Below are 25,134 nucleotides of genomic sequence, written 5' to 3'. Positions count from 1 at the left end.
ACGAGCGCAAGAGGCAAGTTCACTCCGCAGCCTCATCCAGCGGCGGCATGTTGTGGCCGAGCAGGCGCAGCACTTCCTCGGCGGCCTCGACCAGATTGGTGCCCGGTCCGAAGATCGCCTGCACGCCAGCATCGCGCAGATAATCATAGTCCTTGGCCGGGATCACGCCGCCGGCGATCACCTTGATATCGCTGCGGCCGGCATCCTCGAGCAGCTTGATCAGCTCGGGGATCAGCGTCTTGTGGCCCGCCGCGAGGCTCGACGCGCCGATCACGTCGACATCACGTTCGAGCGCGAGCTTGAGCGCTTCCTCGGGCGTCTGGAACAGCGGCCCGGCGGTGACGTCGAAGCCGAGATCGCCGAATGCCGAGGCGACCAGATTGGCGCCGCGGTCATGCCCGTCCTGCCCCATCTTGGCGACCATCATCCGCGGTTTGCGGCCGAGGCGGCGTTCGGTGGCCTCGACGCCTTCCTCCAGCGCAGCCCATTTGCGGTCGTCCTTATAGGCGCCGCCATAGATGCCCTTCACCGGCGTCGGCATGGTGTCGTAACGGCCGAACACGTCCTCCATCGCCGACGAAATCTCGCCCAGCGTCGCGCGTTCGCGTGCGGCATCGACGGCGAGCGCGAGCAGGTTACCATCGCCCTTGGCACCTTCGCGCAGCGCATCGAGCGCGGCCCGGCACTTCGCCTCGTCGCGCTCGGCCTTCATCTTCTGGATGCGCGCGATCTGCGACTGGCGGACCTTGTGGTTGTCGACGTCGAGGATCTCGATTTCCTCGTCCTGCTCCGGGCGATATTTGTTGACGCCGACGATCGTGTCGTCGCCGCGGTCGACGCGCGCGGCGCGAGCGGCCGAAGCCTCCTCGATCATCTTCTTGGGCCAGCCGGCGGCAACCGCCTTGGCCATGCCGCCTTCTTCCTCGACGCGGTCGATGATTTCTTGCGCCTTGTCGACCAGATCCCTGGTCAGCGCCTCGACATAATAGGAGCCGCCGAGCGGATCGACGACGTTCGTCATCCCCGTCTCTTCCTGCAGGATGATCTGCGTGTTGCGGGCGATGCGCGCGGAGAAATCGGTCGGCAGCGCAATCGCTTCGTCGAGCGCGTTGGTGTGGAGCGACTGGGTGCCGCCCAGCATCGCGGCCATCGCCTCAACGGTCGTGCGGATAACGTTGTTGTAAACGTCCTGCTCGGTCAGCGACACGCCCGAGGTCTGGCAGTGGGTGCGCAGCATCTTCGAACGATCGCTCTGCGCGCCCAGCTTGGTCATCGCATTGTACCAGAGCGTGCGCGCGGCGCGCAGCTTCGACACTTCCATGAAGAAGTTCATGCCGATCGCGAAGAAGAAGCTCAGGCGCCCCGCGAACTTGTCGATATCGAGGCCCGAAGCAACGCCGTATTTCACATATTCGATGCCGTCGGCGATGGTGAAGGCAAGCTCCTGCACCTGCGTCGCGCCGGCTTCCTGCATATGATAGCCGGAGATCGAAATACTGTTGAATTTCGGCATGTTGTTCGCGGTATATGCGAAAATGTCCGAAATGATCCGCATGCTCGGCTGCGGCGGATAGATATAGGTGTTGCGGACCATGAACTCCTTCAGAATGTCGTTCTGAATGGTGCCCGTCAGCTGGTCCGGCGAAACGCCCTGTTCCTCGGCGGCGACGATGTAGAAAGCGAGGCACGGGATCACCGCGCCGTTCATCGTCATCGAAACCGACATCTGGTCGAGCGGGATCTGATCGAAGAGGATCTTCATGTCCTCGACGCTGTCGATCGCGACGCCCGCCTTGCCGACATCGCCCGTCACGCGCGGATGATCGCTGTCATAGCCGCGATGGGTGGCGAGATCGAAGGCGACCGAAAGCCCCTTCTGCCCCGCCGCGAGGTTGCGGCGATAGAATGCGTTCGACTCCTCGGCAGTCGAGAAACCGGCGTACTGGCGGATCGTCCAGGGGCGCCCGGCATACATCGACGCCTTCACACCGCGCGTGTACGGCGCGAAGCCCGGCAGGCCCGGGTCCCAGCCTTCGGTATCGTCAGCCGTGTAGAGCGGATTGACGTCGATCCCCTCCGGCGTGTGCCAGGTGAGGTCGCGCCCCTTCACTTCCTTGTCGGCCAGCGCCTTCCAGTCGTCGCGCGTGGGTTTGTCGGTCATCCTGTCCAGTCCCTAAATACGCATTCCGTGAGGATCAAAATCCCGTTTGGTTCGAGCTTGTCGAGAACCGGTTCTCGACTGTCCGCTTGGTTCGAGCAGCATCGAGCGAAGTCGAGATGCGCCCGTCGAGAACCCTAACCGATCACAGCCTTCTCGACTTCGGTTCTCGACAAGCTCGAACCTGCGCTCGAAGCAAACGGGGTGTTCGGCATCAGTGCGCCCCATCCTTCGGCGTTTCCATGATCTCGGTCAGCTGCCCGCCCATATCCTTGGGGTGGACGAAGAAGATCAGCGTGCCGTGCGCGCCGATGCGCGGTTCGCCGAGGACGCGCTTGCCCTTGCTCTCGAACCACGCCTTCGCCTCGTGAATGTCGGGCACTTCGTAGCAGATATGATGCTGGCCCCCGAGCGGGTTCTTCTCGATCCACTTGCCGACCGCGCTGTCGGGATCGGTGGGTTCGAGCAACTCGATCTGCGTCCCCGCAGTACCGTTCTCGCCCGGCGTATTGACGAAGCAGACGCGCACCTTCTGGCTGTCGAGCACGAACGGCTCGGTAATGTCGGTCGCGCCCATGATATCGCGATAATGCGCGATCGAGGCGTCGAGGTCCGGCGTGGCGACGCCGACATGATTGAGACGGCCTAGTTTCATGTTTTCACCTCAATTACCACGAAGTCGGCACTTCCGATGGGTTAACAGTGCTTACGTACACGAAGTTGTCTTCGAAGGAGCTGATCTCAGCTCCCAGCCCGCCAATATCCACATTCCAGCGAGTTACACCGGTGTTTTCAAAACTCGGCGCCCCGACCGAAAAGCCGTATGCACGAACGTCATCAACCGGAGGCAAAGTGAAGTTCGCGGCGCGACCTTCGACAAAATAAACCGTCAGCTTGTCACCGTACTCGCAAGAGTTCTTTGGCGGGCAATTGGGTTCACCCCATTGCACATCGATCGCCTCTTTGCTCATCCCAACCATGGACGGGATATCGTAAATGAGGGTCGTACCGACCGACGAAGCAGCCTGCTCGTTAGGACTACCGCTCGGTGAGGAGCCACAAGCTGCGAGAGAAATCGCCGCGAATGTAATGATGAGGGATTTCATGCGGTCGTCTCACAGCGGAATATTATCATGCTTCTTCCACGGGTTCTCGAGCTGCTTGTTGCGCAGCTTGCGGAGCCCCAGCGCGATGCGGCGGCGCGTGGAATGCGGCATGATGACCTCGTCGATGAAGCCCTTGCTCGCCGCCACGAAGGGGTTGGCGAAGCGGTCTTCATATTCCTTGGTCTTCTCGGCGATTTCCTCCGGCGTGCGGCCGCGGAAGATGATCTCGACCGCGCCCTTGGCGCCCATCACCGCGATCTCGGCGGTCGGCCAGGCATAGTTCAAATCACCGCGCAGGTGCTTCGATGCCATCACATCGTATGCGCCGCCATAGGCCTTGCGCGTGATGACGGTGATCTTGGGAACGGTCGCCTCGGCATAAGCGAAGAGCAGTTTCGCGCCATGCTTGATGATGCCGTTATGCTCCTGCCCGACGCCCGGCAGGAAGCCCGGCACGTCGACAAAGGTCAGGATCGGGATTTCGAACGCGTCGCAGAAGCGCACGAACCGCGCGGCCTTTTTCGAGCTGTTGATGTCGAGCACGCCCGCCAGCACCATCGGCTGGTTGGCGACCACGCCCACCGTGCGCCCCTCGATCCGGCCGAAGCCGCAGAGGATGTTGCCGGCATGGCCCGGCTGCACTTCGAAGAAATCGCCGTCGTCTAGCGTCTTCGAAATCAGCTCGTGCATGTCATAGGGCTGATTTGCGTTGGGCGGGATCAGCGTGTCGAGGCTTTGCTCGGCGCGGTCCCAGGGATCGTCGGTCGGGCGCTCGGGAACTTCCTCGCGGTTCGACGCGGGGAGGAAATCGATGAAGTCGCGCGCGGCGAGCAGCGCCTCGATATCGTTCTCGAACGCGACGTCGGCGACCGAGGATTTGGTGGTGTGGGTAACGGCGCCGCCCAATTCCTCCTGCGTCACCACTTCGTTGGTGACGGTCTTCACCACATCGGGCCCGGTGACGAACATGTAGCTCGAATCCTTCACCATGAAGATGAAGTCGGTCATCGCCGGGCTGTACACCGCCCCGCCCGCGCACGGGCCCATGATCAGCGAAAGCTGCGGGATCACGCCGGAGGCCATCACGTTGCGCTGGAACACTTCGGCATAGCCGGCAAGGCTCGCGACGCCTTCCTGAATACGCGCGCCGCCCGAATCGTTGAGGCCGATCACCGGCGCGCCGACCTTCATCGCCATGTCCATGACCTTGCAGATCTTCTGCGCATGCCGCTCGGACAGCGATCCGCCGAACACCGTGAAGTCCTGGCTGAACACGAAGACGAGGCGGCCGTTGATCGTGCCTGAGCCGGTCACCACGCCGTCGCCGGGCACCACCTGATCGGGCATGCCGAAATCGACGCAGTTATGCTCGACATACATGTCATATTCTTCGAACGAGCCCGGATCGAGCAGCACGTCGAGCCGCTCGCGCGCGGTGAGCTTGCCCTTGCCATGTTGCGCCGCGCTTCGAGCTTTTCGAGGATTTCCAGCATCCAACCTCCTGAATTCGGTCGTTCTCCCTTTCAATCCTCTTGTCATGATGCAACTGCAATGTTGCAAACTTGCCGTTAGGGGGTTTGCAAATATAGAATGCGGGCATGAAACCCGCCCGTCAGCGCCTCTTTGCCGGATACAAGCTGCGCGAGCTGCGCAACCGCCACGGCATCGCCCAGGCGGCGCTTGCCGAGCGGCTCGGCATCTCGGTCAGCTATCTCTCGCAGATCGAAAATAACGACCGGCCGATCACGCCACCGGTGCTGCTGGCGATCGCACGCGAATTTCCGTTCGAGAATATCGAGAGCGACGATCAGCTCCCCGTGCTGCGCGCCGCGGTGGAGGCGGCGACCGACGTCAGCGTGCCGCGCGACCGGCTCGACGAGGACGCGATGCAGCGCGCGATGGAGCAGCAACCTCTCCTCGCCCGCCGCCTGATCGCCGTCCACGAAGCCTATCGCCGCAGCCAGGAGCAGCTCCGCGTGCTCGACGACCGGGTGGAAAGCGGCGCGGCGGAAGGGCCGCAGCTTCCCTGGGAGGAAGTGCGCGACTGGTTTCAGGCCGAGGGCAATTATATCGACGCGCTCGATCGTTCGGCAGAAGTGCTGCGCGATACGCTCGCCGACAACGAACCGCTAGACCGCGCGATCGAGGATCGGCTGCGGCTGTGGCACGCGGTACGCGTCGAACGCGACGACAGCGACGCGACCGGACTTAGCAGCTTCGACAAGAAGGCGCGCGTATTTCGGCTCAACACCGGCCTTCCGCCCGAAAGCCGCGCATTCCTCCTGGCGAATCTGCTCGTGCGGCTGGAGCTGCCCAACGAAATGCGGCTGGTGGCGAAAAATGCCGAGCTGGCGACCGATGCCGCGCGCGAGCTGCTGAGCGTCGGCCTCGCCAACTATGCGGCCGGCGCGATGCTGATGCCTTATGGCGCATTTCGCGCACAGGCGCAGGAAGTGCGCCACGATATCGACCGCCTGCGCCAGCGCTTCGGGGTAAGTTTCGAACAGGCATGCCACCGGCTCTCCACGCTGCAGCGGCCGGGCGATGTCGGCCTGCCCGTCTTCTTCTGCCGCGTCGACATGGCTGGCAACATCACCAAGCGCCATTCGGCGACACGCCTGCAATTCGCGCGCTTCGGCGGCGCCTGCCCGCTCTGGGTGGTGCATGAGGCCGTCGCGATCCCCGACCGCGTGCTCGTCCAGCGCGCCGAAATGCCCGACGGGACGCGCTATGTCTCGATGGCCAAGGGGCTGGTGAAGCCTTCGGGCAGCTTCGCGCGCACCCCGCGTCGCTATGCCGTCGCGCTGGGATGCGAGGAGGAGCACGCCGCCGACTTCGTCTATGCCGATGCGCTGGGCAGCAACGAGGCGGCAACGCCGATCGGCACGAGCTGCCGCATCTGCCCCCGCCGTAATTGCGACCAGCGCGCGTTTCCGCCGGCGGCTTCGATCATTGAGATCGATCCCGATGTGCGCGCGGCGGTGCCGTACAGCTTTCGCTGATCAAGCTCAGCACCAACGGGGAAGGTGTGAACGCTACGACACCCCCGCGATTTGCGCGGACTCGCACGCGCGTGGCATTCTCCCGCAAAACAAACCGGAGAGAATGTCATGGCCACCGCAGCGATTGCCCGCCCGCAAGTCAGCGATGCCGAATGGGAGGCGCGGCAGGAGCTGGCCGCCTGCTACCGCGTCTTCGCGATGCTCGGCTGGGACGAGATGATCTACAACCACATTACGGTGAAGGTGCCGGGCGAGGACAATGCCTTCCTGATCAACCCCTATGGCCTGCATTTCAGCGAAGTCTGCGCGTCGAACCTCGTCAAGATCGACATTGACGGCAACAAGCTGACCGACAATCCCTATCCGGTGAACCCGGCGGGGTTCACGCAGCACAGCGTCTTTCACCGCCATCTGCCCGACGCGCATTGCGTGATGCACACCCATACCACCGCCGGGATGGCCGTCAGCGCGCTCGAAGGCGGGCTGCAGCCGATCAATTTCTATGCCTGCAACTTCATCGGTCAGGTCGCCTATCACGATTTCGAAGGGGTCACCGTGCGGGCAGAGGAAGGCGAGCGGCTGATCGCCAATCTCGGCGACAAGCGCGCGATGTTCCTGCGCAACCACGGCATTCTCGTCATGGGCAAGACGCTTCCGCAGGCCTTCCTGATGCACTGGGGGCTTCAGCGCGCCTGCGAGATCCAGATGGCGACGCTTTCGATGGGCCAGCCGGTTCATGTGCCCGAGGACGTCGTCGCGGTACACCAGCGCGACTTGTCCAAGGTCCAGATCCCCGGCGGCCCCGGCAAGGCGGATTTCGACGCGATGGTGCGGCTTGTCGATCGCATCGACACCAGTTGGCGCAACTGACGCGGCTCAGCCGAATCGATACCCCGAGACGACCCAGCCGATCACTTCGCCGCGAAAATCGAGCGCGGCGGAATCGTCGCCCCCTGCCCCCAGCGCGACCATCAGCGGTAGCAGATGTTCCTCGCGCGGATGGGCATAGTGCGCGTGCGGCAGCCGGTCCCATGCGGCGACGCGTTCGGCGCGACGTTTCGGATCCGGGTCGGTAACCGCGTCGGTCAGCGCGCGATCCCATTCGTCGGCAGTCGGCGTCACCTGCGGTCCGCGCTGACGCAGATTGTGGAAGCTCATCCCCGATCCGACGATCAGCACGCCTTCGTCGCGAAGCGGCGCCAGCGCACGACCGATCGCAATATGGTCGGCCGGATCGAGATCCTTGCGCAGCGACAGTTGCGCGAGCGGGATGTCGGCCTCGGGCACTGCCACCTTCATCGGAATGAACACCCCGTGATCCCAACCGCGCTCGTGCTCCTCGCCCGCCGGAAAACCGGCGCCTTCGATCAGTGCCCTGGCGCGCGCGGCAACGTCCGGGGCACCCGGCGCATCCCAGCGCAAGCGATAGGTATGTTCGGGAAAGCCGTAATAGTCATAGAGCAACGGCTGGCCGTTGCCGGTATGAACGGTTACGACATCCTCCTCCCAATGGCCGGAGATCAAAAGGATCGCGCGCGGTCGCTCGGGCAGATCGGCGATCGCATGGGCGAGATAGTCCTGCATCGGTTGCCACATCAGGTCGGCCGGGCCGCCATCGGGGTCCATGAAGAAGCAGGGTCCGCCGCCATGCGGCAGGAAAAGGGAGGGCTGTTTCATACCGCTCATGTCGGGTGCGTAGCGACCCTGCACAATCCCGGTTTCGGAAAGCATAGCTTTGCGGCTAGAAACACGGCATGACTCGCTTCACGGTCAACAACAAGCCCATCGAATACAAGATGGACCCCGACACGCCGCTGCTCTGGGCGCTGCGTGACGCATCGAACCTAACCGGCACAAAATACGGGTGCGGCACGGGCGAATGCGGGGCGTGCATGGTGATTGTCGACGGCGCCGCGCGTCCGGCCTGCCAAATGTCGATCGCTTCGCTGGAAGGGACCTTCGTCACGACGATCGAGGGGCTGGCGAAGGATCGCGGCCACCCGGTACAACAGGCGCTTATCGCAGCGAACGTGCCGCAATGCGGCTATTGCATCCCGGGCGTCGTCATGTCCGCCGCCGTGCTGCTGCAGGGCAATCGCTCGCCTTCCGAAGCCGATATCAAGGGCGCGATCCCCAATATCTGCCGCTGCGGCATCTATCCCCGTCTGGTCGATGCGATCAGCCATGCGGCAAGTATCGCCCGGGGCGAGACGCAGGCGCCCGGGGAAAACGGAGAAGGATCGCCTTCCCCCGGATTTGGAAACGGGGCTTAGCTTTACGGTTTATTTCAACGCAATTCAGCCTCTGCTCATCTCCCACTTGTTACCAAAGCGTTACTTGGAGCCGGCAGAGCGCCGGACCGGCGGAGGAACCTATGAACAGATATTTCATTGCGGCGCTGATCGCCGCAACCGCACTTGCGCCTGTTTCGGCCAGCGCTCAGCGTGGCGACCGTATCCAGGGCCAGTCGCGCCAGGAGCGGTTCGAAAATCAGCGCCAGCGCTATACGCAGCAGGCACGCCAGCAGCGTCAGGATGCGCGCCAGGATAGGCGCAGCAACCGCGGCGACCGCCAGGACGCCCGTCGCGGACGTCAGGATAACCGTCAGGACGCGCGACGCGACCGCCGGGACGACCGACAGGACGCCCGTCGTGACCGCCGGGGCGATCGCCAGGATGCCCGCCGCGGCCGTCAGGACAATCGCGGCGACTGGCGGCAGGATCGCCGGGACAATCGCCAGGAATGGCGTCGCGACCAGCGGCAGGATCGCGGAGACCGGCGCGTTGACCGTGCCCGTCTGACCCGCGAGGCACAGCGCCGTCAGGAGGCGCGCGAACGTCGCGAGGCACAGCAGCGCCGCCACAATGCGCAGCGCCGCTACAACGACTGGCGCGACGATGCCCGCTATCGCCGCGGTTGGGACGACCGCCGCAACTGGTCGCGCGAATGGCGCCGGAACGATCGCTACAACTGGCGCCACTATCGCCGCTCGCACCGCAACGTGTACCGCCTGCCGCGCTATTATGCGCCGCGGAACTATCATTACGGCTACCGGCGCTTTTCGATCGGGCTGACTATCGGTTCGATGCTCTTTGCGCCGAACTACTGGATCAACGATCCCTGGCAGTATCGCCTGCCGCCGGCCTACGGCCCCTATCGCTGGGTGCGCTATTATAACGACGCGCTCCTGATCGATATTCGCACCGGCCGGATCGTCGACGTCGAATACGACATCTTCTGGTGAGCCGATCAGCCCCGGGTGCGGACGCCGCGCCCGGGGTTATTGCTTGCAATCGGCGCGCAGGCACGCAATCTGCGTCGCGTGGCTCAAGCACTGAAACGAAATGGCCGCCCTTCCCCGGCCCGCGCCCGCATCAGCCGTGACGTGACCGGTCGGCTGGAATCCACGCCCGGCCTGCGCCGTGCGAAGACCGAGCACGCCCAGCTCTATTATTATCCCGACTATCTGACGGATGAGGAATGCGCGATGCTGGTCGAGCGGATCGATGCCAATCGGCGTCCTTCGACTCTGCTGTCGCGGCACGAGGACCCCGAGTTTCGCACCAGCGAAAGCTGCGACATGGATCGTTGGGATCCGGCGGTACGTGCGATTGACGAGCGGCTGGCCCACCTTCTCGGCATCTCGCCGGAAAATGGCGAAACGATGCAGGGGCAGCGCTATGCCCCCGGCCAGCAGTTCCGGGCCCATTGCGACTATTTCCACGAAACCGAGCCCTATTGGCCCGCAATGGAGAAACAGGGCGGGCAGCGGACCTGGACCGCGATGATCTTCCTCAACGATGTCGAGGAAGGCGGCGCCACATGGTTCCCGCGTGCAGGCCTGAGGATCGCGCCGAAAAAGGGCATGCTCGTCGTCTGGAACAACATGTCGCGCGACGGCAGCCCGAATTACGACACGCTTCATGAAGGCATGGCCGTGATCGAAGGCACCAAATACATCATCACCAAATGGTTCCGCGAAGGCCCGTGGATCCGCACCTCCTTCCAGGCCTATTGATCGCGACTCCGTTCCCCTGATCCCGCTGTGACGCTAGACAGTGGCGATGTCTCCGGTTCTCAATATCCATCGATCGATTCTCGGCCAGCCCTGGCATTGGCGGGGGCTCGCCACCGACGCGCGCGATCCCGGTTTCGCGCCGGACGATCTGGTCACGCAGTTACTTTTGGCGCGCGGATGCCCGCGCGAGGACATTGATCGCCACCGCGCGCCCAGCATCCGCGAGTTCATGCCCGACCCGTCGATCTTTCGCGACATGGACAGCGCGGCCCGGCGGCTGGCCGATGCCGTCCAGTCGGGGGAGTCGGTTACGATCTTCGGCGACTATGATGTCGACGGCGCGACCTCCGCCGCGCTGCTGATCCGCCTGCTGCGCGATCTGGGGCTCGAAGCGCGCGCCTATATCCCCGACCGGCTGATGGAAGGATATGGCCCCTCGGGCGAAGCTCTGGTGCGGCTGCATGGTGAAGGGGCAAGCCTGATCGTCACGGTCGATTGCGGCGCGCAAGCGTTCGACGCGCTGGAAATGGCGCGTGACGCGGGCGTCGACGTGGTCGTGGTCGATCACCACAAATGCGCATCCGAACTCCCGCTTGCCCATGCGCTGGTCAATCCCAACCGGCTCGACGAAGACGAAGGCGCCGCGCACGGCCATCTCGCGGCGGTCGGCATGGCGTGGCTGCTCGGCGCGGCGTTGGTGCGCGAATTGCGCGGACGCGGCTGGTTTAAGGAACGCCCCGAGCCTCGCCTGCTGGACCTGCTCGATATCGTCGCGCTGGGCACCGTGGCGGACGTCGCGGCGCTGCGCGGGCTAAATCGCGCCTTTGTCGCACAGGGGCTGAAGGTGATGGGCCAGCGGCGCAATATCGGCCTCAACGCGCTGATCGAAGCCTCCCGCCTCACTCGGGCGCCGACCTGCAGCGATCTCGGCTTCGCGCTCGGGCCGCGGATCAATGCCGGGGGGCGCGTCGGCAAGTCCGATCTCGGCGTACGCCTGCTCACCACACAGGATGCCGAGGAAGCGCGCGCCATCGCGCAGGAACTCGACGAGCTCAACCAGGCGCGCCGCGCGATCGAGGCTGAGGTTCAGTCCGCAGCCGAACAGCTGTGCGAGACCAAGGGCAATCATTCGGTCGCCGTCGTCGCCGCGCGCGGCTGGCATCCCGGCGTCATCGGCATCGTCGCGGGCCGCATCAAGGAAAAGATGGGGCGCCCCGCCATCGTCATCGCGGTCGACGAACATGGCATCGGCAAGGGATCGGGCCGTTCGATCGCCGGAGTCGATCTCGGCGCGGCGATCCTGTCGGCCAAGGAAAGCGGGTTGCTGCAGGCGGGCGGCGGCCACGCAATGGCGGCGGGCGTGACGCTCGCCGAAGCCGACATCGACCGTTTCGAGGAATTTCTCGAGGATCAGCTCGCCGACCGTGTGGCGAAGGCGCGCGGCGAACGTGCGCTGCTGCTCGATGCAGTACTCGCGCCGGGCGGAATCAATCCCGATCTGGTCACCGCGATGGAGGAAGGCGGCCCCTATGGCATGGGCTGGCCCGCGCCGCGCGTCGCCGCCGGGCCGGTAAAGGTCGTGAAGGCAGATATCGTCGGCAATGGTCATGTGCGTGCAATCGTTGCGGGCGATGATGGCCGCTCGATCAAGAGCGTCGCCTTTCGTCAGGCGGACAGCGAGCTGGGTCAGGCGCTGCTTTCGGCGCCTCCCTATCGCAAGCTGTGGATCGCGGGGCGCGCGAAGATCGACGACTGGGGCGCCCGCCCCGCCGCCGAACTGCATGTGGAGGACGCCGCATGGGCCGATTGAAGATGCCGCTGTCGCTGAGCGACATTCGCAACGTTACCTTCTACAAGCGCATCGACCCGCAGGCGGAGCTGCTTTGCTGCGAAGTCGAGATGCGCGGCCGCCGCTATTTCTTTCACGAACGCTCGCAAATCTGGTCGCGGCTGATTCGCCAGCTCGAAACGCTGCCGGGTTTCCGCCGCGACTGGCGCGCATTGCTGGCAAAAGCACGCGGTGCGGGACGAAGAATGGTCGCTTTTGAACGCAGCGCTTGACCGCAGCGAATCTATTCCCTAACCGGCCGGTCCACGCTTCGGCATGGCCCCTTCGTCTAGCGGTCTAGGACGCGGCCCTTTCACGGCTGAAACACGGGTTCGAGTCCCGTAGGGGTCACCAACCTTTTTCGAAAGGTCAGGTGAAGCGGTGCGCAAGCCGGAAGATATTCGACTGATATTTTCATGCGGATACGAGCGCGCCGGCCCGGGCAAAAGCCCTGCGCGGAAGCGTATCCTGCCAATCCCCGGCTATCTGTGATTTGCGTCGGTCGATCCGAACAGGCCGTGCTCCCTTCGGCCACAGCCGCGTCCACCGCTGATGGAACCACCGCAGTGATCGCCCTCAGCTGCAGCGAGCGCAGGAAAAGAAAACAGCATGCGGCACATCGCTTCGGGTTGTATCGTCACACCCTGTGCGGCGATGCCCGTTGCCGCGCGCTATGGGCTGTTGATGTCCGTGACGAAATCGTACCGATCGCCGCGATATACCGAGCGCGTATATTCCACGATCCGACCGTCCGGGATGCGAGTCACGCGCTCGATGCGCATTACCTCGGAATTCTGCATGATACGCAGGATGCCCGCCTCTGTCGGCGACGCGAGTGACGCGCGCACTCGTTGGGTGCCCGCAGTGGGACGAAAGCCATTCGATTCAAGCGCGAGATAGAGCGAATCGCCCACGGCATCGAGATCGGGCAGAAACTCCGACGACACGACCGCATGTTCGATTGCCAGCGGCTCCCCATCGGCCAGACGAACGCGGCTCAATCGCGCGACGATTTGATTTGTGCCTATTTTCAGGACCGCCGCTTCTTCCTGCGTCGGCTGTGCCTGCTCCTTGATCATCCAGACCACGCCCGGCTCTTCGCCGCGCGCTCTGGTGTCGTCACTGAAGCTTGTCAGAGTCGAGCCGGGCGCCTCGATGCGCCGCGCTACAAAGGTCCCGGATCCACGTTTGCGAACCAGTACGCCTTCGGCGATCAGTTGCCCGATCCCCTTGCGGACCGTGACCCGCGACAGCCCAGCCATTTCCGATAGCTCACGCTCGGACGGCAATGCGCTGCCGGGCTGCACGGCACCACTTTCGATATGGTCGCGCAGATTTCGAGCAAGCTGCAGGTAAAGCGGCGTGCTGTCACTCTTAAAGTCACCGAATATTTCACGCATTCGCCGTTGCCTTTTGCATTGCGTTCAGCGCCTGACGTAAGTTCTGCTTGTGCGCGTGAAGAAGCTGGATCGCCGCCACCTTACTCAGACCCAGCGCCAACAGCACGCCCAATTTTATATCCAGATCCGCAGAATCCAACGCCGCGGCGGCAGTATCGGTATCCACCCTGGCGATATCCTGCACCATTTGTTCGGCGCGGCTCTGAAGCTTTTCGTTCGAGATCTTCATATTGACCATCATGCCGTCGTAAACGAGCCCGCGCCGGAGCATGATTGCCGTAGACAGCGTGTTGAGAAGGACTTTCTGGGCCGTTCCGGCCTTCATGCGAGTGGACCCCGCGATTACTTCGGCACCGGTCCGGGCGAGCAGACCGATTTCCGCCGCTTCCAGCAGGGCGCTGCCGGGATTGTTCGCCACGCCGATCGTCAGCGCCCCGGCCTCACGCGCCGATGTGATCGCGGCAAGCGTGTACGGCGTCCGTCCGCTGGCAGCCACGCCGATCACTACATCGTCACGTCCGATCCCGGCGGCGGCAATCTCCTGGCGCGCGGTATCCGCATCGTCCTCGGCCATCTCGGCCGCTTTCGTGAACACCTCGATTCCACCGGCCATCAGAAAGGCCAGCCGCTCATGCGGCCAGCCGAAGGTCGGGAACAGTTCGGCACCGTCCTGAACAGCCAGCCTGCCCGAAGTGCCCGCGCCGACATAGACGAGCCGCCCTGTGTCACCGAGCCTTTCGGCCGCGCCCTCGGCCGCCTCGGCGATCCGTTCGGTTTGTGACTGCAGACTGGCGACGGCGGATATCTGGGCTTCGATCATCGCGGCGACGGCCACCGATGTGGGCCAGCGGTCAATCTCCACATAACGAGGATCACGGGCTTCAGTATTCATGGGATCCTCAACTGAATTGCGGCTTGATGGATGCCTTGTGACCCGCCGGTGCCGCGCAGACTATCGCAGCAACCAGCGTGCCCAGGCAGAGCTGGAAGGGGAAGGAGAGCCCGGCGAGGACTGCGGGGAAATGCAGCATCTGCGCGATCGCCGGCTGAAACAGAAGAACGGTGACGAAACCGGCGAACAGCGCCGCGACCACCGATCCGCTATTGCCGCGCTGCGTGAACACCGCGGTGAAATAGACCCCCAGCAGCCCGGCATATGCGAATACCATGACCTGAAGTGCGAACTCGAGGAGTCCCATTTCAGTATTTCTCTGCCAATAATAGGAAAGTGCCGAGAGCACGAACATTCCGAGCCCGATAAGCGCCATTCCGGCGCGCCCCGCGACGACGAAGTGATACTCAGCGACCTGACCGCGCCGTTCCCGCCAGGGCCGATAGAAATCCTGGATCAGCACCGACGACATCGAGTTGAGCGCCGAATTCGTCGTGCCCACCGCCGCCGCCACGATGCCGATCGTCGCCAGCCCGCGCAGGCCCGAAGGAACTTCCGTCAGAATATAGTACATGAAGACGTTCACCTTCTCGCCGGAGATCGCTTCACCCGCCTGGCCGCCGGCGCCCTGCATCAGGTCCGGTCGGCCATAATAGATGTGAAGCAGCGAACCGATGAACACGAAGATCGCGATGACCGGCAGCGTTGCCGCAGCCGAAATATACAGACCGCGGGCCCCTTCCCTGGCATCCTTGCAGGCGAGCAACCGCTGGGTGGTATCCTGATCGAGCCCGGCATTGGCGACATAGAGCAGCGCGACCCCGGTCAGTACCGCCAGCAGCGAGAAGGGGTGCGAAAGGTCCAGGGACAGATCGAACAGGCGCAGCTTGTTCATACCGTCCGGCGCGGCGGAAAGCGCCGCCAGTATTTCCTCGTTCGAGACGGGGATGGAAAGGCGCAGATAGACCAGGATGGCCAGTGCCGCGACGACATAGACATTGAACTGAAGGAAATCGTTCCAGATCACCGACTTCAGCCCGCCGAAGAACGTGAAGCCGAGACTGACGATCACCAGCAGGGCCGACGCAGCCATCACGGTGGCCGAGGTGACCATGCCGGTCATCACCATCGCGATCGCGATCGCGGCAAGATATACGCGCGCGCCGCTGGCCAGCAGCCGCCCCACAAGGAACATTCCGCCCGCCCATTTCATCGCCCGCTCACCGAAGCGCTGGCCGAGCAGTTCGTACACAGTTGTCGCACGCATGGCGTAAAAGCGCGGGATCAGAACATGCGCGACGAATGCAAACCCCAGAAACGCGCCCAGGATGGTGCTCAGATAGGTAAGGTCCCCTTTGTAGCCGTAATCGGGCCCGCCGAGAAACGTCGCCGCCGACTGCGTGGTGGACAGCACCGAAACGGCCGCCAGCCAGGCGGGCACCGTCCCGCCGGCGAGAAAATAGTCCCGCGCGGATTCGGTCTTCTTCGGAGAACATAGCCAGCCGACCAGGCCCAGCAGGAGGATGTAGATCGCGATCACGATCCAGTCGATGCTACTAAAGGGCAACATTCCAGTGCCTCACTTCCGACGCGCGGGTGTCCGGCGCAGCGGCCGGACACCCGACGCAGAGACCATTAGAAACGAGCGGTCAGCGAGAGGCCATAGGTCCGGCCGAGGATGTCGTACGTGTCGGGGAAGGTGTTGAATACCCCGCCGCTCGCCACAAAGGGAGGCTCCTTGTCGAACAGATTGTAGATGCCGGCATTCAGCGTGAACATATCGTTCAGGTCCATCGAACCGGTCAGGTCAAAGATGTTCTGCGCGGGGATGCTGTCCGTCGCGCCCGGGGCGCTGTTGTCGACCTTGCCTATCCGCTGCCAGTTGAACTGCACCAGCCCACCCGCCAACAGCCAGGACACCGAGGCATCATGGCGGTAATCGGGCTGAACGAGCGTGGTCGAATCGCTCGAACAAGTCGCGCCGAACGTGCCCTTGCACTGGACCGGATCGACGGTCGAATTCGCCTGGATGGTGTAGCTGGTGACAATATTGCCCTGGTAGCTGAAGCGAATACCGCGGCCCGGCAGAGCAGGCGATTCGAGCGTATATACCGCCGAGATATCGATGCCCTTCTGATTGATGCGGCCCAGATTCTGTTGATTGACGAACGCATCGACGAAATACCCAGTCGTCGGATCGCGCGTCACCAGGCCGCAAAGCGGATTATCCGCGCGCGGATCGGTAATATAGCAGCTGGTGATCGCGGCGACCGGCTGGATTACGCCCACGGCGCCTTCCAGGTCGAGCTCGTACCAGTCGACGGTGATGTTCAGCGTCGGCGCGAATTCGGGCGTCAGGACGACACCGATCGTCGTCGTCTTGCCGCTTTCGGGCTGCACGTCCGGGTTGCCGCCATAGAAATAGGATCCCGAAAGATAGGCGGGATCGAACGAATCGGCGGACCCGACACCCGGCGCCCCGAAACGCGCGCACTGCGCCGCGTCGCCGGTGCCCAGCACACAGGGGTCGCCGCCATAACGCGGCGTCAGCCGCGCGACGGTGATGAGATTGCTGAACGGCAGCGACGAGGTATCCGCCGCGAATTCGCCGAAATTGGGAGTGCGCAACACGCTCTGGTAGGTGCCGCGCAGCCGGACATTGTCGTCCACTTTCCAGTTGGCCTCGACCTTCCAGGTTCCGTGCGTGCCGAAGCGATCATAGTCGGCTAGACGATAGGCGCCCCCTAGATCCAGTTGCTCGATCAGCGGCAGATCATGGAGCACCGGAACCAGCAATTCGCCGTAGAGTTCGGCGACGTCGAAATCGCCGCTATAGGCGGCGCGCACCCCCTGGCGGTAGGTGTTGCCTGTCAGAATGGCGGTGTCCTGCGTAATGCTCGCCGTTTCCCGGCGGTATTCCGCGCCCAGCGCAAAGCCGATCGACCCGGCCGGAAGCACCACGAAATCATCGAACGTCCCGCTGAAAGTTGCCGACGTCACGAACTGGTCGCGATCACGCCCGTTGCTGAAGATGGTACTGCCCAATGCCGCGGCCACCCCTTCACCATTGGGACCGAAAATGTCGATCTGGTTCACGACCTGCCCGAAGACACTCTGGCCGGAGCTGTTGCGTACCAGCCCGTCGCCGGTGATCGGCGATTCTTCGGTCGATCGGCTATATTGGGCATAGACGTTCCAGCGGATATTGTCGGTCACCGGACCGCGAAAGCCCAACTGACCCTGAAACGTATCGCGTTCGGTATTATAGGTCATCACGCCCAGTTCCGCGAGCGACCGCTGGACGCGCACATCCGCAACGCCGCCCACGAAGGTGAGCTGGCTGCGAATATCGGGCGTCAGATACGGGTTGGTTTCGGAGATCTGGACGACCTGATCGATTGCCGGAGGGTTGGCACCCGGCGTACCGGTCTCATCGGTCTGCACATTGGTGTACATCACGCGGCCATAGGCCTCGACTGCGGGCGCCAGTTCATATTTGAACAGCGCCGCGACGTTTATCCGCTCGAGACCCGACACGACCGGATACTGATCGCTGATGTTCGAAACGGCCGACGGCGTGAGCGTGAACTGACCATCATCGGTGAACCCGAAAGTCCGTCCGCTCGAAACGTCGGTGAAGAACCCGCCGATGCTCGGAATCGTGGCACCGGGTGTTGCCGCCCAGTCGCGACTGGCCGCCTCGAAGCCCGTGCGCCGGGTATAGTCCGCCGCGACCACCACATGGCCGCGATCGCCAAGCGAACCGCCGACCATCAGCGATCCGCCATATTGCTCACCGCCATGCTCAGAAAGGCGCGCGGCGCCCGAAGCCTGCATGCCCGAAAAATCGTCATTCAGGACGAAGTTGACCACGCCCGCGACCGCATCGGCGCCATAAACCGCGGCGGCGCCGCCGGTCAGCACTTCGACTCGCTTGATCAACGAAGCCGGCAACGCATTGACGTCGGCCGAGTTTCGGAAGCTGAACGGCGCGGCCCGGGTTCCGTTGATCAGGACCAGCGAGCGGCTCTGGCCGAAATTACGCAGTTCCAGCACCTGCGCGCCGAACGAATCGCTGCCTTGCGAACCCTGGCGGACACCGCCCGAAAGCTGCGGTAGCTTGACCGAGAAATCCTCGACCGTGAGGGCGGTCTGAAGCTGGATGTCCTCCTGCGACACTGCAACGACCGGACTGGTTGTCTGCAACCCGGCAGTTGGAATTCGCGAGCCGGTGACGATGATCTCTTCGCCGATATCACCCTGCCAGGAGGCGTCTTCATCCGCCTGATCGGCATCCGCCACCTGAGCCGATGCGACGCCAGGGAGCGATGCGAGCGAAACGGCCAAGGCCGCCCAGCCAACCATATTGCCAAGATTACGCTTCATGATGCTGACCTCCATGATCTCTGATTTACCCCCCCCTGTCACGCATCCGTTTGCGACGGCGATCCAGGTGAACACGACATGTCACTCTCGTTACCTTTTCAATACAATCTTTCGACATGTCAAGTAGTGGTATACATATGGTATTATAACCACTCAGGAGCGCGGGCGGGCAGCGACAGCGTTCCGCCGCTGATGGCCCGGGCCACCCCGGTGGTGCCGGGAAAGGTCAGGGGGAGGCCCAGTCGGGACCTGGCGGCGAGAAACGCCATCGCCTCCGCCTCAATGAAATCACCGCGCAATCCGAAGTCGTCCGCGGACCGGCAATCCCCCAGCCGCAACGCCAGCGCGCGCATCATTGTCGCGTTGTGACGCCCGCCCCCACATACGACCCACGTGCGCGGCGGCCGGGGAAATACCTCACATGCAAGCGCGACCGCCTCTACCGTGAACGCCGTGAGCGTCGCGGCCGCATCTTCAAGACTCAAAGGATCGACACGACTTGTCGAGAAGTCGTAGCGATCCAGCGATTTCGGGGGGCGCTGGCGGAAATAGGGATGGCCAAGCATGGCGTCGAGGATCGCACCATCGACTTTGCCGCGCGCCGCGAGGGCGCCGTCCGCATCATAGGCGCCTGCCCCGCGTGCCTGCACGAGCGAATCGATCAACCCGCAAGCAGGCCCGGTATCGAACGCTATCAGCGTACCGTCGGCGCCCACCCAGGTCACATTGGCGACACCGCCGAGATTGAGGAACGCCACCGGCCCGGCACCCGCCGCGACCCGGGGAGCAAGCGCCGCGTGATAGGCGGGAACGAGCGGCGCGCCCTGCCCGCCATTCGCCATGTCCGCATGACGCATCCCGGCGACGACAGGCACGCCCAGATCCTGGCTAAGCCGGTCCGGGTCGCCGATCTGGATCGTCAGCCCCCGTTCGGGACGGTGAAGCACTGTCTGGCCGTGGAATCCGACAAGATCCAGCGCACCGCCATTTGCGGCAAGCAGCTTGCCGGCCGTCCGCAAGTGCACGTCGTGCAAGGCGGCGCTCGCGGCGATGAATATCGCCGGTGTCTCGCCATAGCCGTTCCAGCGCAGGCCAAGTTCGACCGCGCGCCCGATGGTCTTTCGCTCGCCATCGGTAAAGGCAGTGAATGCCGCAGGACCGAAATGCCGGACCTCATGGCCGTCCGTATCGATGATTGCCGCGTCGACGCCATCAAGCGATGTGCCGCTCATATATCCCAAAACGCGCATATGGCCCTATTCCATCTGATGTCAGAAAGCGCGGACGAGCCGCCGATTCGGCGAGGGAGAGGCTGCGCCGCCGCCACGCGCCAGTGCCGGGGGTCTTCTGCACAGGGCTAGCCAGCGATGCAACCATTATAAAACCAATTGCGCATTTTGAACAAAGTGGTATTAGAAACGCATGGCAAGCGAGACAGACTCATTGGATCGACAATCATCGCTGATGCTTAGCGAGGCAGCGGAAAGCCCTGAAAGGTGCGAGGCACAGATCGCCGCGAATGCGGATTTGATGCGCGCGCTCGGCAAAAGGCTTCGTGCGCTCGACCCCGACTTCATGGCGACGCTTGCGCGCGGCAGTTCGGATCAGGCAGCGGGCTTCGCCAAGGTGCTGACCGAAACCCGCGGCGGGCCGCCGACGCTTAGCCATGCACCATCGATCGGCTCGCTCTATCGCACTACCTCGCCCAAATTCTGCGACATCCCGCTTATCGTGGTCTCGCAATCGGGCCGCAGTCCCGATCTGATCGCCGCAGCCGAAGATGCAGCCCGACAGGGCGCAATGATCATCGCGGTGGTCAACGACGTCGAATCGCCGCTGGCCGCGCTTTCCGACTGGGTGGTTCCGGTGCATGCCGGGAAGGAAGAGAGCGTCGCCGCTACCAAAAGCTTCGTTTGCACGCTTGTCGCGATCGCGCATCTGATCGCCGAGTGGACCCAGGATCACCTGCTGCTCGACGAACTGCAAACGATCGGCGATCTGTTGCGACGCGCCCGGGACGCGGATTGGGCGTCGGCCGCGCCGCTGCTCGCCGAAACGGAAAGCCTGCTGGTTCTCGGGCGTGGCCTGACCCTCCCGATCGCGGGTGAGGCAGCGCTGAAATTCAAGGAAGCGGCCGGGTTGCATGCCGAAGCCTTCAGCATTGCCGAAGTGGCACACGGCCCCATGACGCTGGTTGGCCGCGGCGATACCGTTCTGGTGATCGGCCCCGTGGACGCGGCGCGCGCGGGGCTGTCCGACAGGCTTTCCGATTTTCATCAGCGCGAAACCCGGATCATCGCATCGGGAATGGCCGAGGATATCGCCCTGGCCGACTTCAGGCTGCCCACGGTGGACGCGCGCCATCCGGCGCTCGGCGCCATCGCTTCCATCCTGAGCTTCTATCCACTGGCCAACAGAATAGCCGTGATGCGGCATCGCAATCCCGATCAGCCGCCTCACCTGCGGAAGGTCACGCGCACTTTATGAAAACCGCCGCCCTGCTTGGCGCAAGCATCGTCCTTCCCGACGCAGTTGTCTCCGATCACGCCCTTCTGATCGCCGACGGTCGCATTGGCGGCCTCGTTCCGGTCGCGGACGTGCCCGCCGCTCATACGCGATGCGATTTGGGCGGCGGCTGGCTGTTGCCCGGCTTTATCGACACGCAGGTCAATGGCGGCGGCGACGTGCTGTTGAACGATCAGCCCACCGTTGCGGGAATAGACGCGATCGCGCGTGCGCACCGGCGGTTCGGCACGACAGGGATCATGCCGACCCTGATCAGCGACGACCGGCCCGTCGTCGCCGCTGCGATCTCGGCTACCGAGCAGGCGATCGAGGCGAAAGTGCCCGGCCTGTTGGGGCTGCATGTCGAAGGGCCGCATCTCAACCCCGGCAAGAAGGGCATCCATCTCGCCGAGAAATTCACCCAACTGGATGAGTCCGCGATTGCCCTGCTCACAGCTCCCACGCTCGGGCGCCGGATCGTGACCCTGGCCCCCGAGCTCGCGGCGCCGGGCGCGATCGGCAAGCTGACCGACGCAGGCATCAGGGTGTGCGCCGGGCACAGCCTGGCGGACTATCGCGAAACCCGCAGCGCCCTTGATCAAGGACTTGCCGGTTTCACACATCTTTTCAATGCGATGAATCAGCTTCAGGCGCGCGAACCGGGCATGGTCGGCGCAGCCCTCGAAAACCGGGATACGCATTTCGGAATCATCGTCGATGGCCATCACGTCCATCCGGCGACGGTGAAGATCGCGCTTGCCGCGCGCGGGCTCGACGGCGCGATGCTGGTCACGGACGCGATGCCGCCGGTCGGCGGGCAAATGCAGCAATTCAGCCTTATGGGGCAGACTATCCGGGTCGAGGACGGCGTATGCAAGGGCGCCGACGGAACCCTCGCCGGATCGGCGCTGAGCATGGCGCAGGCGGTCCGTAATGCAGTCAACCTGCTCGGCCTGGACATTGTCGCCGCCTCGCGGCTGGCGAGCGGAAACCCCGCGACCTTCCTCGGCCTGTCGCAACAGACGGGACGCATCGTGCCGGGTCTCCAGGCCGATCTGGTCCATCTCGACGACCGGCTGGTCGTGCAGCGGAGCTGGATTGCCGGCGAGCTTAGCGAAGATGGCGAGTAATCGCTTCTCCGAGGCGGCCGGGAACGGCACCGATCGCGACACTCTGATCGCACGACTCCGCGCGATCGTGGGGCGCAGGCATGTGCTTACCGGAGATTCCGCCACCCGGCGCTATCGCCACGGCTATCGCAGCGGCAGCGGCGCGGTGATTGCCGTAATCCGACCGGCAAGTCTCGTCGAGTTGTGGAACGTGGCCCGCATATGCGTGCGCGCCGACTGCTCGATCATCCTGCAAGCCGCCAATACCGGCCTTACCGGCGGATCGACGCCGGACGGGGATGCGTATCCCGGCGGCGTGATCATCATATCCACGCTCAGGATATCCACCATTCATCTTCTCCAGGGCGGGCGACAAGCGGTCTGCCTGCCGGGCACGACTCTCCATGCGCTCGAGAAGCGATTGCGACCGCTGGGCCGCGAACCGCATTCGGTGATCGGTTCGTCCTGTTTCGGAGCCTCGGTGGTAGGCGGCGTATGCAACAATTCGGGCGGATCGCTGATCCAGCGCGGCCCGGCATATACCCAGCTTGCCCTGTTCGCCGTCGTCGAACTGGATGGCACGCTTCGCCTGGTCAATCACCTCGGCATCGCACTTGGCGATGATCCCGAGGAAATGCTCGATCGGCTCGAACGCGGCGATTTCACCGATGCCGACATCGAGATGCCGCCAACGCGAACCGCGCATGATCACCGCTATGCCGACCATGTGCGAGACGTCGACAGCGACCGGCCCGCCCGCTTCAATGCCGACGAGCGTTGCCTGTTCGAAGCTTCGGGAAGCGCGGGAAAAGCGATTGTCTTCGCGGTCCGCCTGGATAGTTTCCATCGCGATGCGGACAGTTCCACTTTCTATATCGGTACCAACGACCCGGGCCGTCTCGACACGATCCGACGGACAATTCTGAGCGAGTTTCCGATCCTGCCGATTTCGGGCGAATATATTCACCGCACCGCGTTCGACATGGCCGACCACTATGGCAGGGACATGGTCTTCACCATCGAGCGGCTCGGCACCGATCGCCTTCCCTCCCTGTTCGCCGCAAAGGCGCGCCTCGACGCGTGGGCGAGCCGTATGCCCTTGCTCGGCGAGGCGCCGAGCGAACGCATGATGCAGGGGATCGGCAGGCTGCTGCCCGACCCCCTTCCCCGGCGGATGCGCGAGTATCGCGACCGTTTCGAACATCACCTTATCCTCAAGGTAGCCGATAGCATCGCCAACGAGACACGGGCGCTGCTGGCCAAGGTCTTCGAGCAGGGCCAAGGCGCCTTTTTCGAATGTGGTGCGCGCGAAGCATCGAAAGCGTTTCTGCATCGCTTCGTCGTCGCCGGTGCCGCAGTCCGCTTTCGCGCCGTCCATCAGGACGAGGTCGAGGATATCGTCGCGCTCGATGTAGCGCTGCCCCGCAATGCGCGCGACTGGAGTCAGTTGCTGCCGGCCGGTCACGAAGGCGAAGTGATCCACGCCCTTTGTTACGGGCACTTCTTCTGCCACGTATTTCACCAGGACTATATCGTCAGAAAGGGCAGCGACGCAGCGAAGCTCAAGCGTGAGTTATGCGCTTGGCTGGATGCGCGCGGCGCCGAATATCCGGCCGAACACAATGTCGGCCATCAATATGTCGCGAAGCCCGCGCTGGCCCGCTTCTACCAGGCGCTCGATCCCCGCAACCAGCTCAACCCCGGACTGGGGGGAACGTCGCGAAACCGCGCCTGGCGTGCCGGCGGTCCTTGTCCGGCCGATCCGGCAGAAATCAAAAATATCTCCTGCCATTCGACGGAAGGAACACCATGATGGCGTATTATCTGGGCATAGACGCCGGAGGTAGCAATTGCCGCGCCAGACTCGCAGCCGAGGACGGCACCGTTCTGGGAACCGGATCGGGCGGTTCCGCGAACACCCGCATCGGATTCCCCGAACTCTATGCAACGCTCTCGGAAACGGCGTATCAGGCCATTCGGCAGGCGCGCCTGGACGACACCCAAATCGCGGAGGTGCATGCCGGAATCGGCGTCGCGGGATATGGCCGTCAGGGCGCGTCGGAGGCATTGCGGGCATTCGACTTCCCGTTCGCTTCCGTTGCGTATGAAACAGACGCCTATATTGCCAATCTGGGCGCAAACGGTCGCGCCGAGGGCGCCGTGCTCATCATCGGGACCGGCAGCGTCGCCCATGTCCGCAAGGATGGCCGGAGCTTCACCATCGGCGGCTATGGGTTTCCGATCTCCGACGAAGGAAGCGGCGCGGCGCTGGGCCTCAGCGCGGTACGGCATGCTTTGCGGGCACTGGACGGGCGGACCAAATCCACCCCGCTAAGCAGCGCGGTCACTGCCCGTTTCGACCATGACACGGCAAGCGTGGTCGGCTGGATGGATGAAGCCACTCCCAGGGATTACGCCAGCTTCGCGCCTGTGGTGATGGACTATGCCGAGGCCGATGACGCGATCGCGCGCTCGATCGTCGAGGATGCGGCACAGCATATCGAACGCTTTATCGAGACCATTTTTCAGCGCGGCGCCAATCGCTGCGCATTGGTCGGCGGGCTTTCCCAACGGATGCGTCCCTGGCTGCGCGAACGAACGGTGTCGCGCCTTTCCGATGCGCTTGGCGATCCGTTGGACGGCGCGATAGATTTGGCAAAACGCGGCTAGCAGCACTGCCCACCGCGCCAGGCCGGCAGTTTCGTGCTGGAAAGGCCGAGCCAGAACAGG

The 25,134-nt window shown here is 63.6% G+C and carries 21 protein-coding genes and 1 tRNA gene; 12 read left to right on the top strand and 10 right to left on the bottom strand.

Going from position 1 to position 25,134, the window contains the following annotated elements; genetic code table 11:
• Positions 1-19: 19 nt before the first annotated feature.
• From scpA to G5C33_RS10695, 4 genes are all read right to left on the bottom strand, one after another.
• Entirely contained in the window at positions 20-2,161 is a 2,142-nt protein-coding gene (gene scpA, locus G5C33_RS10710) for a methylmalonyl-CoA mutase (protein ID WP_165327204.1), read from the bottom strand.
• Positions 2,162-2,372: 211 nt separating this feature from the next.
• Positions 2,373-2,813, bottom strand: a complete 441-nt coding sequence (gene mce, locus G5C33_RS10705; protein WP_165327203.1) for a methylmalonyl-CoA epimerase — start codon at positions 2,811-2,813, stop codon at positions 2,373-2,375.
• A 13-nt stretch (positions 2,814-2,826) separates the two neighbouring features.
• Positions 2,827-3,264 (bottom strand): hypothetical protein, encoded by a 438-nt coding sequence (locus tag G5C33_RS10700; protein ID WP_165327202.1) that lies wholly within the window; start codon positions 3,262-3,264, stop codon positions 2,827-2,829.
• 9 nt (positions 3,265-3,273) lie between these two features.
• The gene (locus tag G5C33_RS10695) at positions 3,274-4,791 is read right to left on the bottom strand and encodes an acyl-CoA carboxylase subunit beta (RefSeq protein WP_407698082.1); all 1,518 of its coding nucleotides are present in this window, start codon (positions 4,789-4,791) and stop codon (positions 3,274-3,276) included.
• A gap of 71 nt (positions 4,792-4,862) precedes the next feature.
• Between G5C33_RS10695 and G5C33_RS10690 the strand changes: the two genes are divergently transcribed.
• Both G5C33_RS10690 and G5C33_RS10685 read left to right on the top strand, forming a co-directional pair.
• Entirely contained in the window at positions 4,863-6,266 is a 1,404-nt protein-coding gene (locus G5C33_RS10690; protein ID WP_165327200.1) for a helix-turn-helix domain-containing protein, read from the top strand.
• A 108-nt stretch (positions 6,267-6,374) separates the two neighbouring features.
• Positions 6,375-7,136: a class II aldolase/adducin family protein gene (locus G5C33_RS10685; RefSeq protein ID WP_165327199.1), complete on the top strand. Its 762-nt coding sequence runs from the start codon at positions 6,375-6,377 to the stop codon at positions 7,134-7,136.
• A gap of 6 nt (positions 7,137-7,142) precedes the next feature.
• Here the strand turns inward: G5C33_RS10685 and G5C33_RS10680 are convergent, their stop codons facing one another.
• Positions 7,143-7,943: a DODA-type extradiol aromatic ring-opening family dioxygenase gene (locus G5C33_RS10680; RefSeq protein ID WP_165327198.1), complete on the bottom strand. Its 801-nt coding sequence runs from the start codon at positions 7,941-7,943 to the stop codon at positions 7,143-7,145.
• Positions 7,944-8,020: 77 nt separating this feature from the next.
• Between G5C33_RS10680 and G5C33_RS10675 the strand changes: the two genes are divergently transcribed.
• From G5C33_RS10675 to G5C33_RS10650, 6 genes are all read left to right on the top strand, one after another.
• Positions 8,021-8,539, top strand: coding sequence for a (2Fe-2S)-binding protein (locus G5C33_RS10675; RefSeq protein ID WP_165327197.1), 519 nt, complete (start codon positions 8,021-8,023; stop codon positions 8,537-8,539).
• 101 nt (positions 8,540-8,640) lie between these two features.
• Positions 8,641-9,510: an RcnB family protein gene (locus tag G5C33_RS10670; protein WP_165327196.1), complete on the top strand. Its 870-nt coding sequence runs from the start codon at positions 8,641-8,643 to the stop codon at positions 9,508-9,510.
• Positions 9,511-9,588: 78 nt separating this feature from the next.
• Positions 9,589-10,284, top strand: coding sequence for a prolyl hydroxylase family protein (locus G5C33_RS10665; protein ID WP_165327195.1), 696 nt, complete (start codon positions 9,589-9,591; stop codon positions 10,282-10,284).
• Between the two features lie 46 nt (positions 10,285-10,330).
• Complete coding sequence (recJ, locus tag G5C33_RS10660; RefSeq protein ID WP_165327194.1) at positions 10,331-12,094, top strand: single-stranded-DNA-specific exonuclease RecJ; 1,764 nt, start codon at positions 10,331-10,333, stop codon at positions 12,092-12,094.
• Positions 12,082-12,345 (top strand): hypothetical protein, encoded by a 264-nt coding sequence (locus G5C33_RS10655; protein ID WP_165327193.1) that lies wholly within the window; start codon positions 12,082-12,084, stop codon positions 12,343-12,345. Before recJ ends, G5C33_RS10655 begins: the two co-directional genes overlap by 13 nt.
• 45 nt (positions 12,346-12,390) lie before the next feature.
• Positions 12,391-12,466 (top strand) — tRNA-Glu (locus tag G5C33_RS10650).
• Between the two features lie 317 nt (positions 12,467-12,783).
• Here G5C33_RS10650 and G5C33_RS10645 read toward each other — a convergent pair.
• From G5C33_RS10645 to G5C33_RS10625, 5 genes are all read right to left on the bottom strand, one after another.
• A complete protein-coding gene (locus tag G5C33_RS10645; protein WP_165327192.1) occupies positions 12,784-13,512 on the bottom strand; it encodes a GntR family transcriptional regulator in 729 nt (242 codons plus the stop codon).
• Positions 13,505-14,404, bottom strand: a complete 900-nt coding sequence (locus G5C33_RS10640; RefSeq protein ID WP_165327191.1) for an N-acetylmuramic acid 6-phosphate etherase — start codon at positions 14,402-14,404, stop codon at positions 13,505-13,507. Before G5C33_RS10640 ends, G5C33_RS10645 begins: the two co-directional genes overlap by 8 nt.
• Before the next feature lie 7 nt (positions 14,405-14,411).
• Positions 14,412-15,974 carry a sodium:solute symporter gene (locus G5C33_RS10635; protein WP_165327190.1) on the bottom strand — a complete coding sequence of 521 codons (1,563 nt, stop codon included), beginning with the start codon at positions 15,972-15,974 and terminating at the stop codon, positions 14,412-14,414.
• Between the two features lie 65 nt (positions 15,975-16,039).
• On the bottom strand, positions 16,040-18,790 hold the full coding sequence (locus G5C33_RS10630) for a TonB-dependent receptor domain-containing protein (protein ID WP_165327189.1): 2,751 nt from the start codon (positions 18,788-18,790) through the stop codon (positions 16,040-16,042).
• A gap of 143 nt (positions 18,791-18,933) precedes the next feature.
• Positions 18,934-20,040, bottom strand: coding sequence for an anhydro-N-acetylmuramic acid kinase (locus G5C33_RS10625; protein WP_165327188.1), 1,107 nt, complete (start codon positions 20,038-20,040; stop codon positions 18,934-18,936).
• Positions 20,041-20,212: 172 nt separating this feature from the next.
• Between G5C33_RS10625 and G5C33_RS10620 the strand changes: the two genes are divergently transcribed.
• From G5C33_RS10620 to G5C33_RS10605, 4 genes are read left to right on the top strand one after another with little or no spacing between them, the layout of a single operon-like run.
• Entirely contained in the window at positions 20,213-21,277 is a 1,065-nt protein-coding gene (locus G5C33_RS10620; protein WP_228275029.1) for an SIS domain-containing protein, read from the top strand.
• The gene (gene nagA, locus G5C33_RS10615) at positions 21,274-22,425 is read left to right on the top strand and encodes an N-acetylglucosamine-6-phosphate deacetylase (RefSeq protein WP_165327187.1); all 1,152 of its coding nucleotides are present in this window, start codon (positions 21,274-21,276) and stop codon (positions 22,423-22,425) included. Before G5C33_RS10620 ends, nagA begins: the two co-directional genes overlap by 4 nt.
• On the top strand, positions 22,415-24,217 hold the full coding sequence (dld, locus tag G5C33_RS10610; protein ID WP_165328818.1) for a D-lactate dehydrogenase: 1,803 nt from the start codon (positions 22,415-22,417) through the stop codon (positions 24,215-24,217). Before nagA ends, dld begins: the two co-directional genes overlap by 11 nt.
• Positions 24,214-25,074, top strand: a complete 861-nt coding sequence (locus G5C33_RS10605) for a BadF/BadG/BcrA/BcrD ATPase family protein (protein WP_165327186.1) — start codon at positions 24,214-24,216, stop codon at positions 25,072-25,074. Before dld ends, G5C33_RS10605 begins: the two co-directional genes overlap by 4 nt.
• Positions 25,075-25,134: the final 60 nt, after the last annotated feature.

Origin of the sequence: Sphingosinithalassobacter tenebrarum (assembly GCF_011057975.1) — a bacterium.
In the GTDB taxonomy this organism is placed as follows: Bacteria; Pseudomonadota; Alphaproteobacteria; order Sphingomonadales; family Sphingomonadaceae; genus Sphingomonas; species Sphingomonas tenebrarum.
Note: the sequence above shows the minus strand (reverse complement) of the source record. Positions and strands in the feature narration are given on the sequence as shown.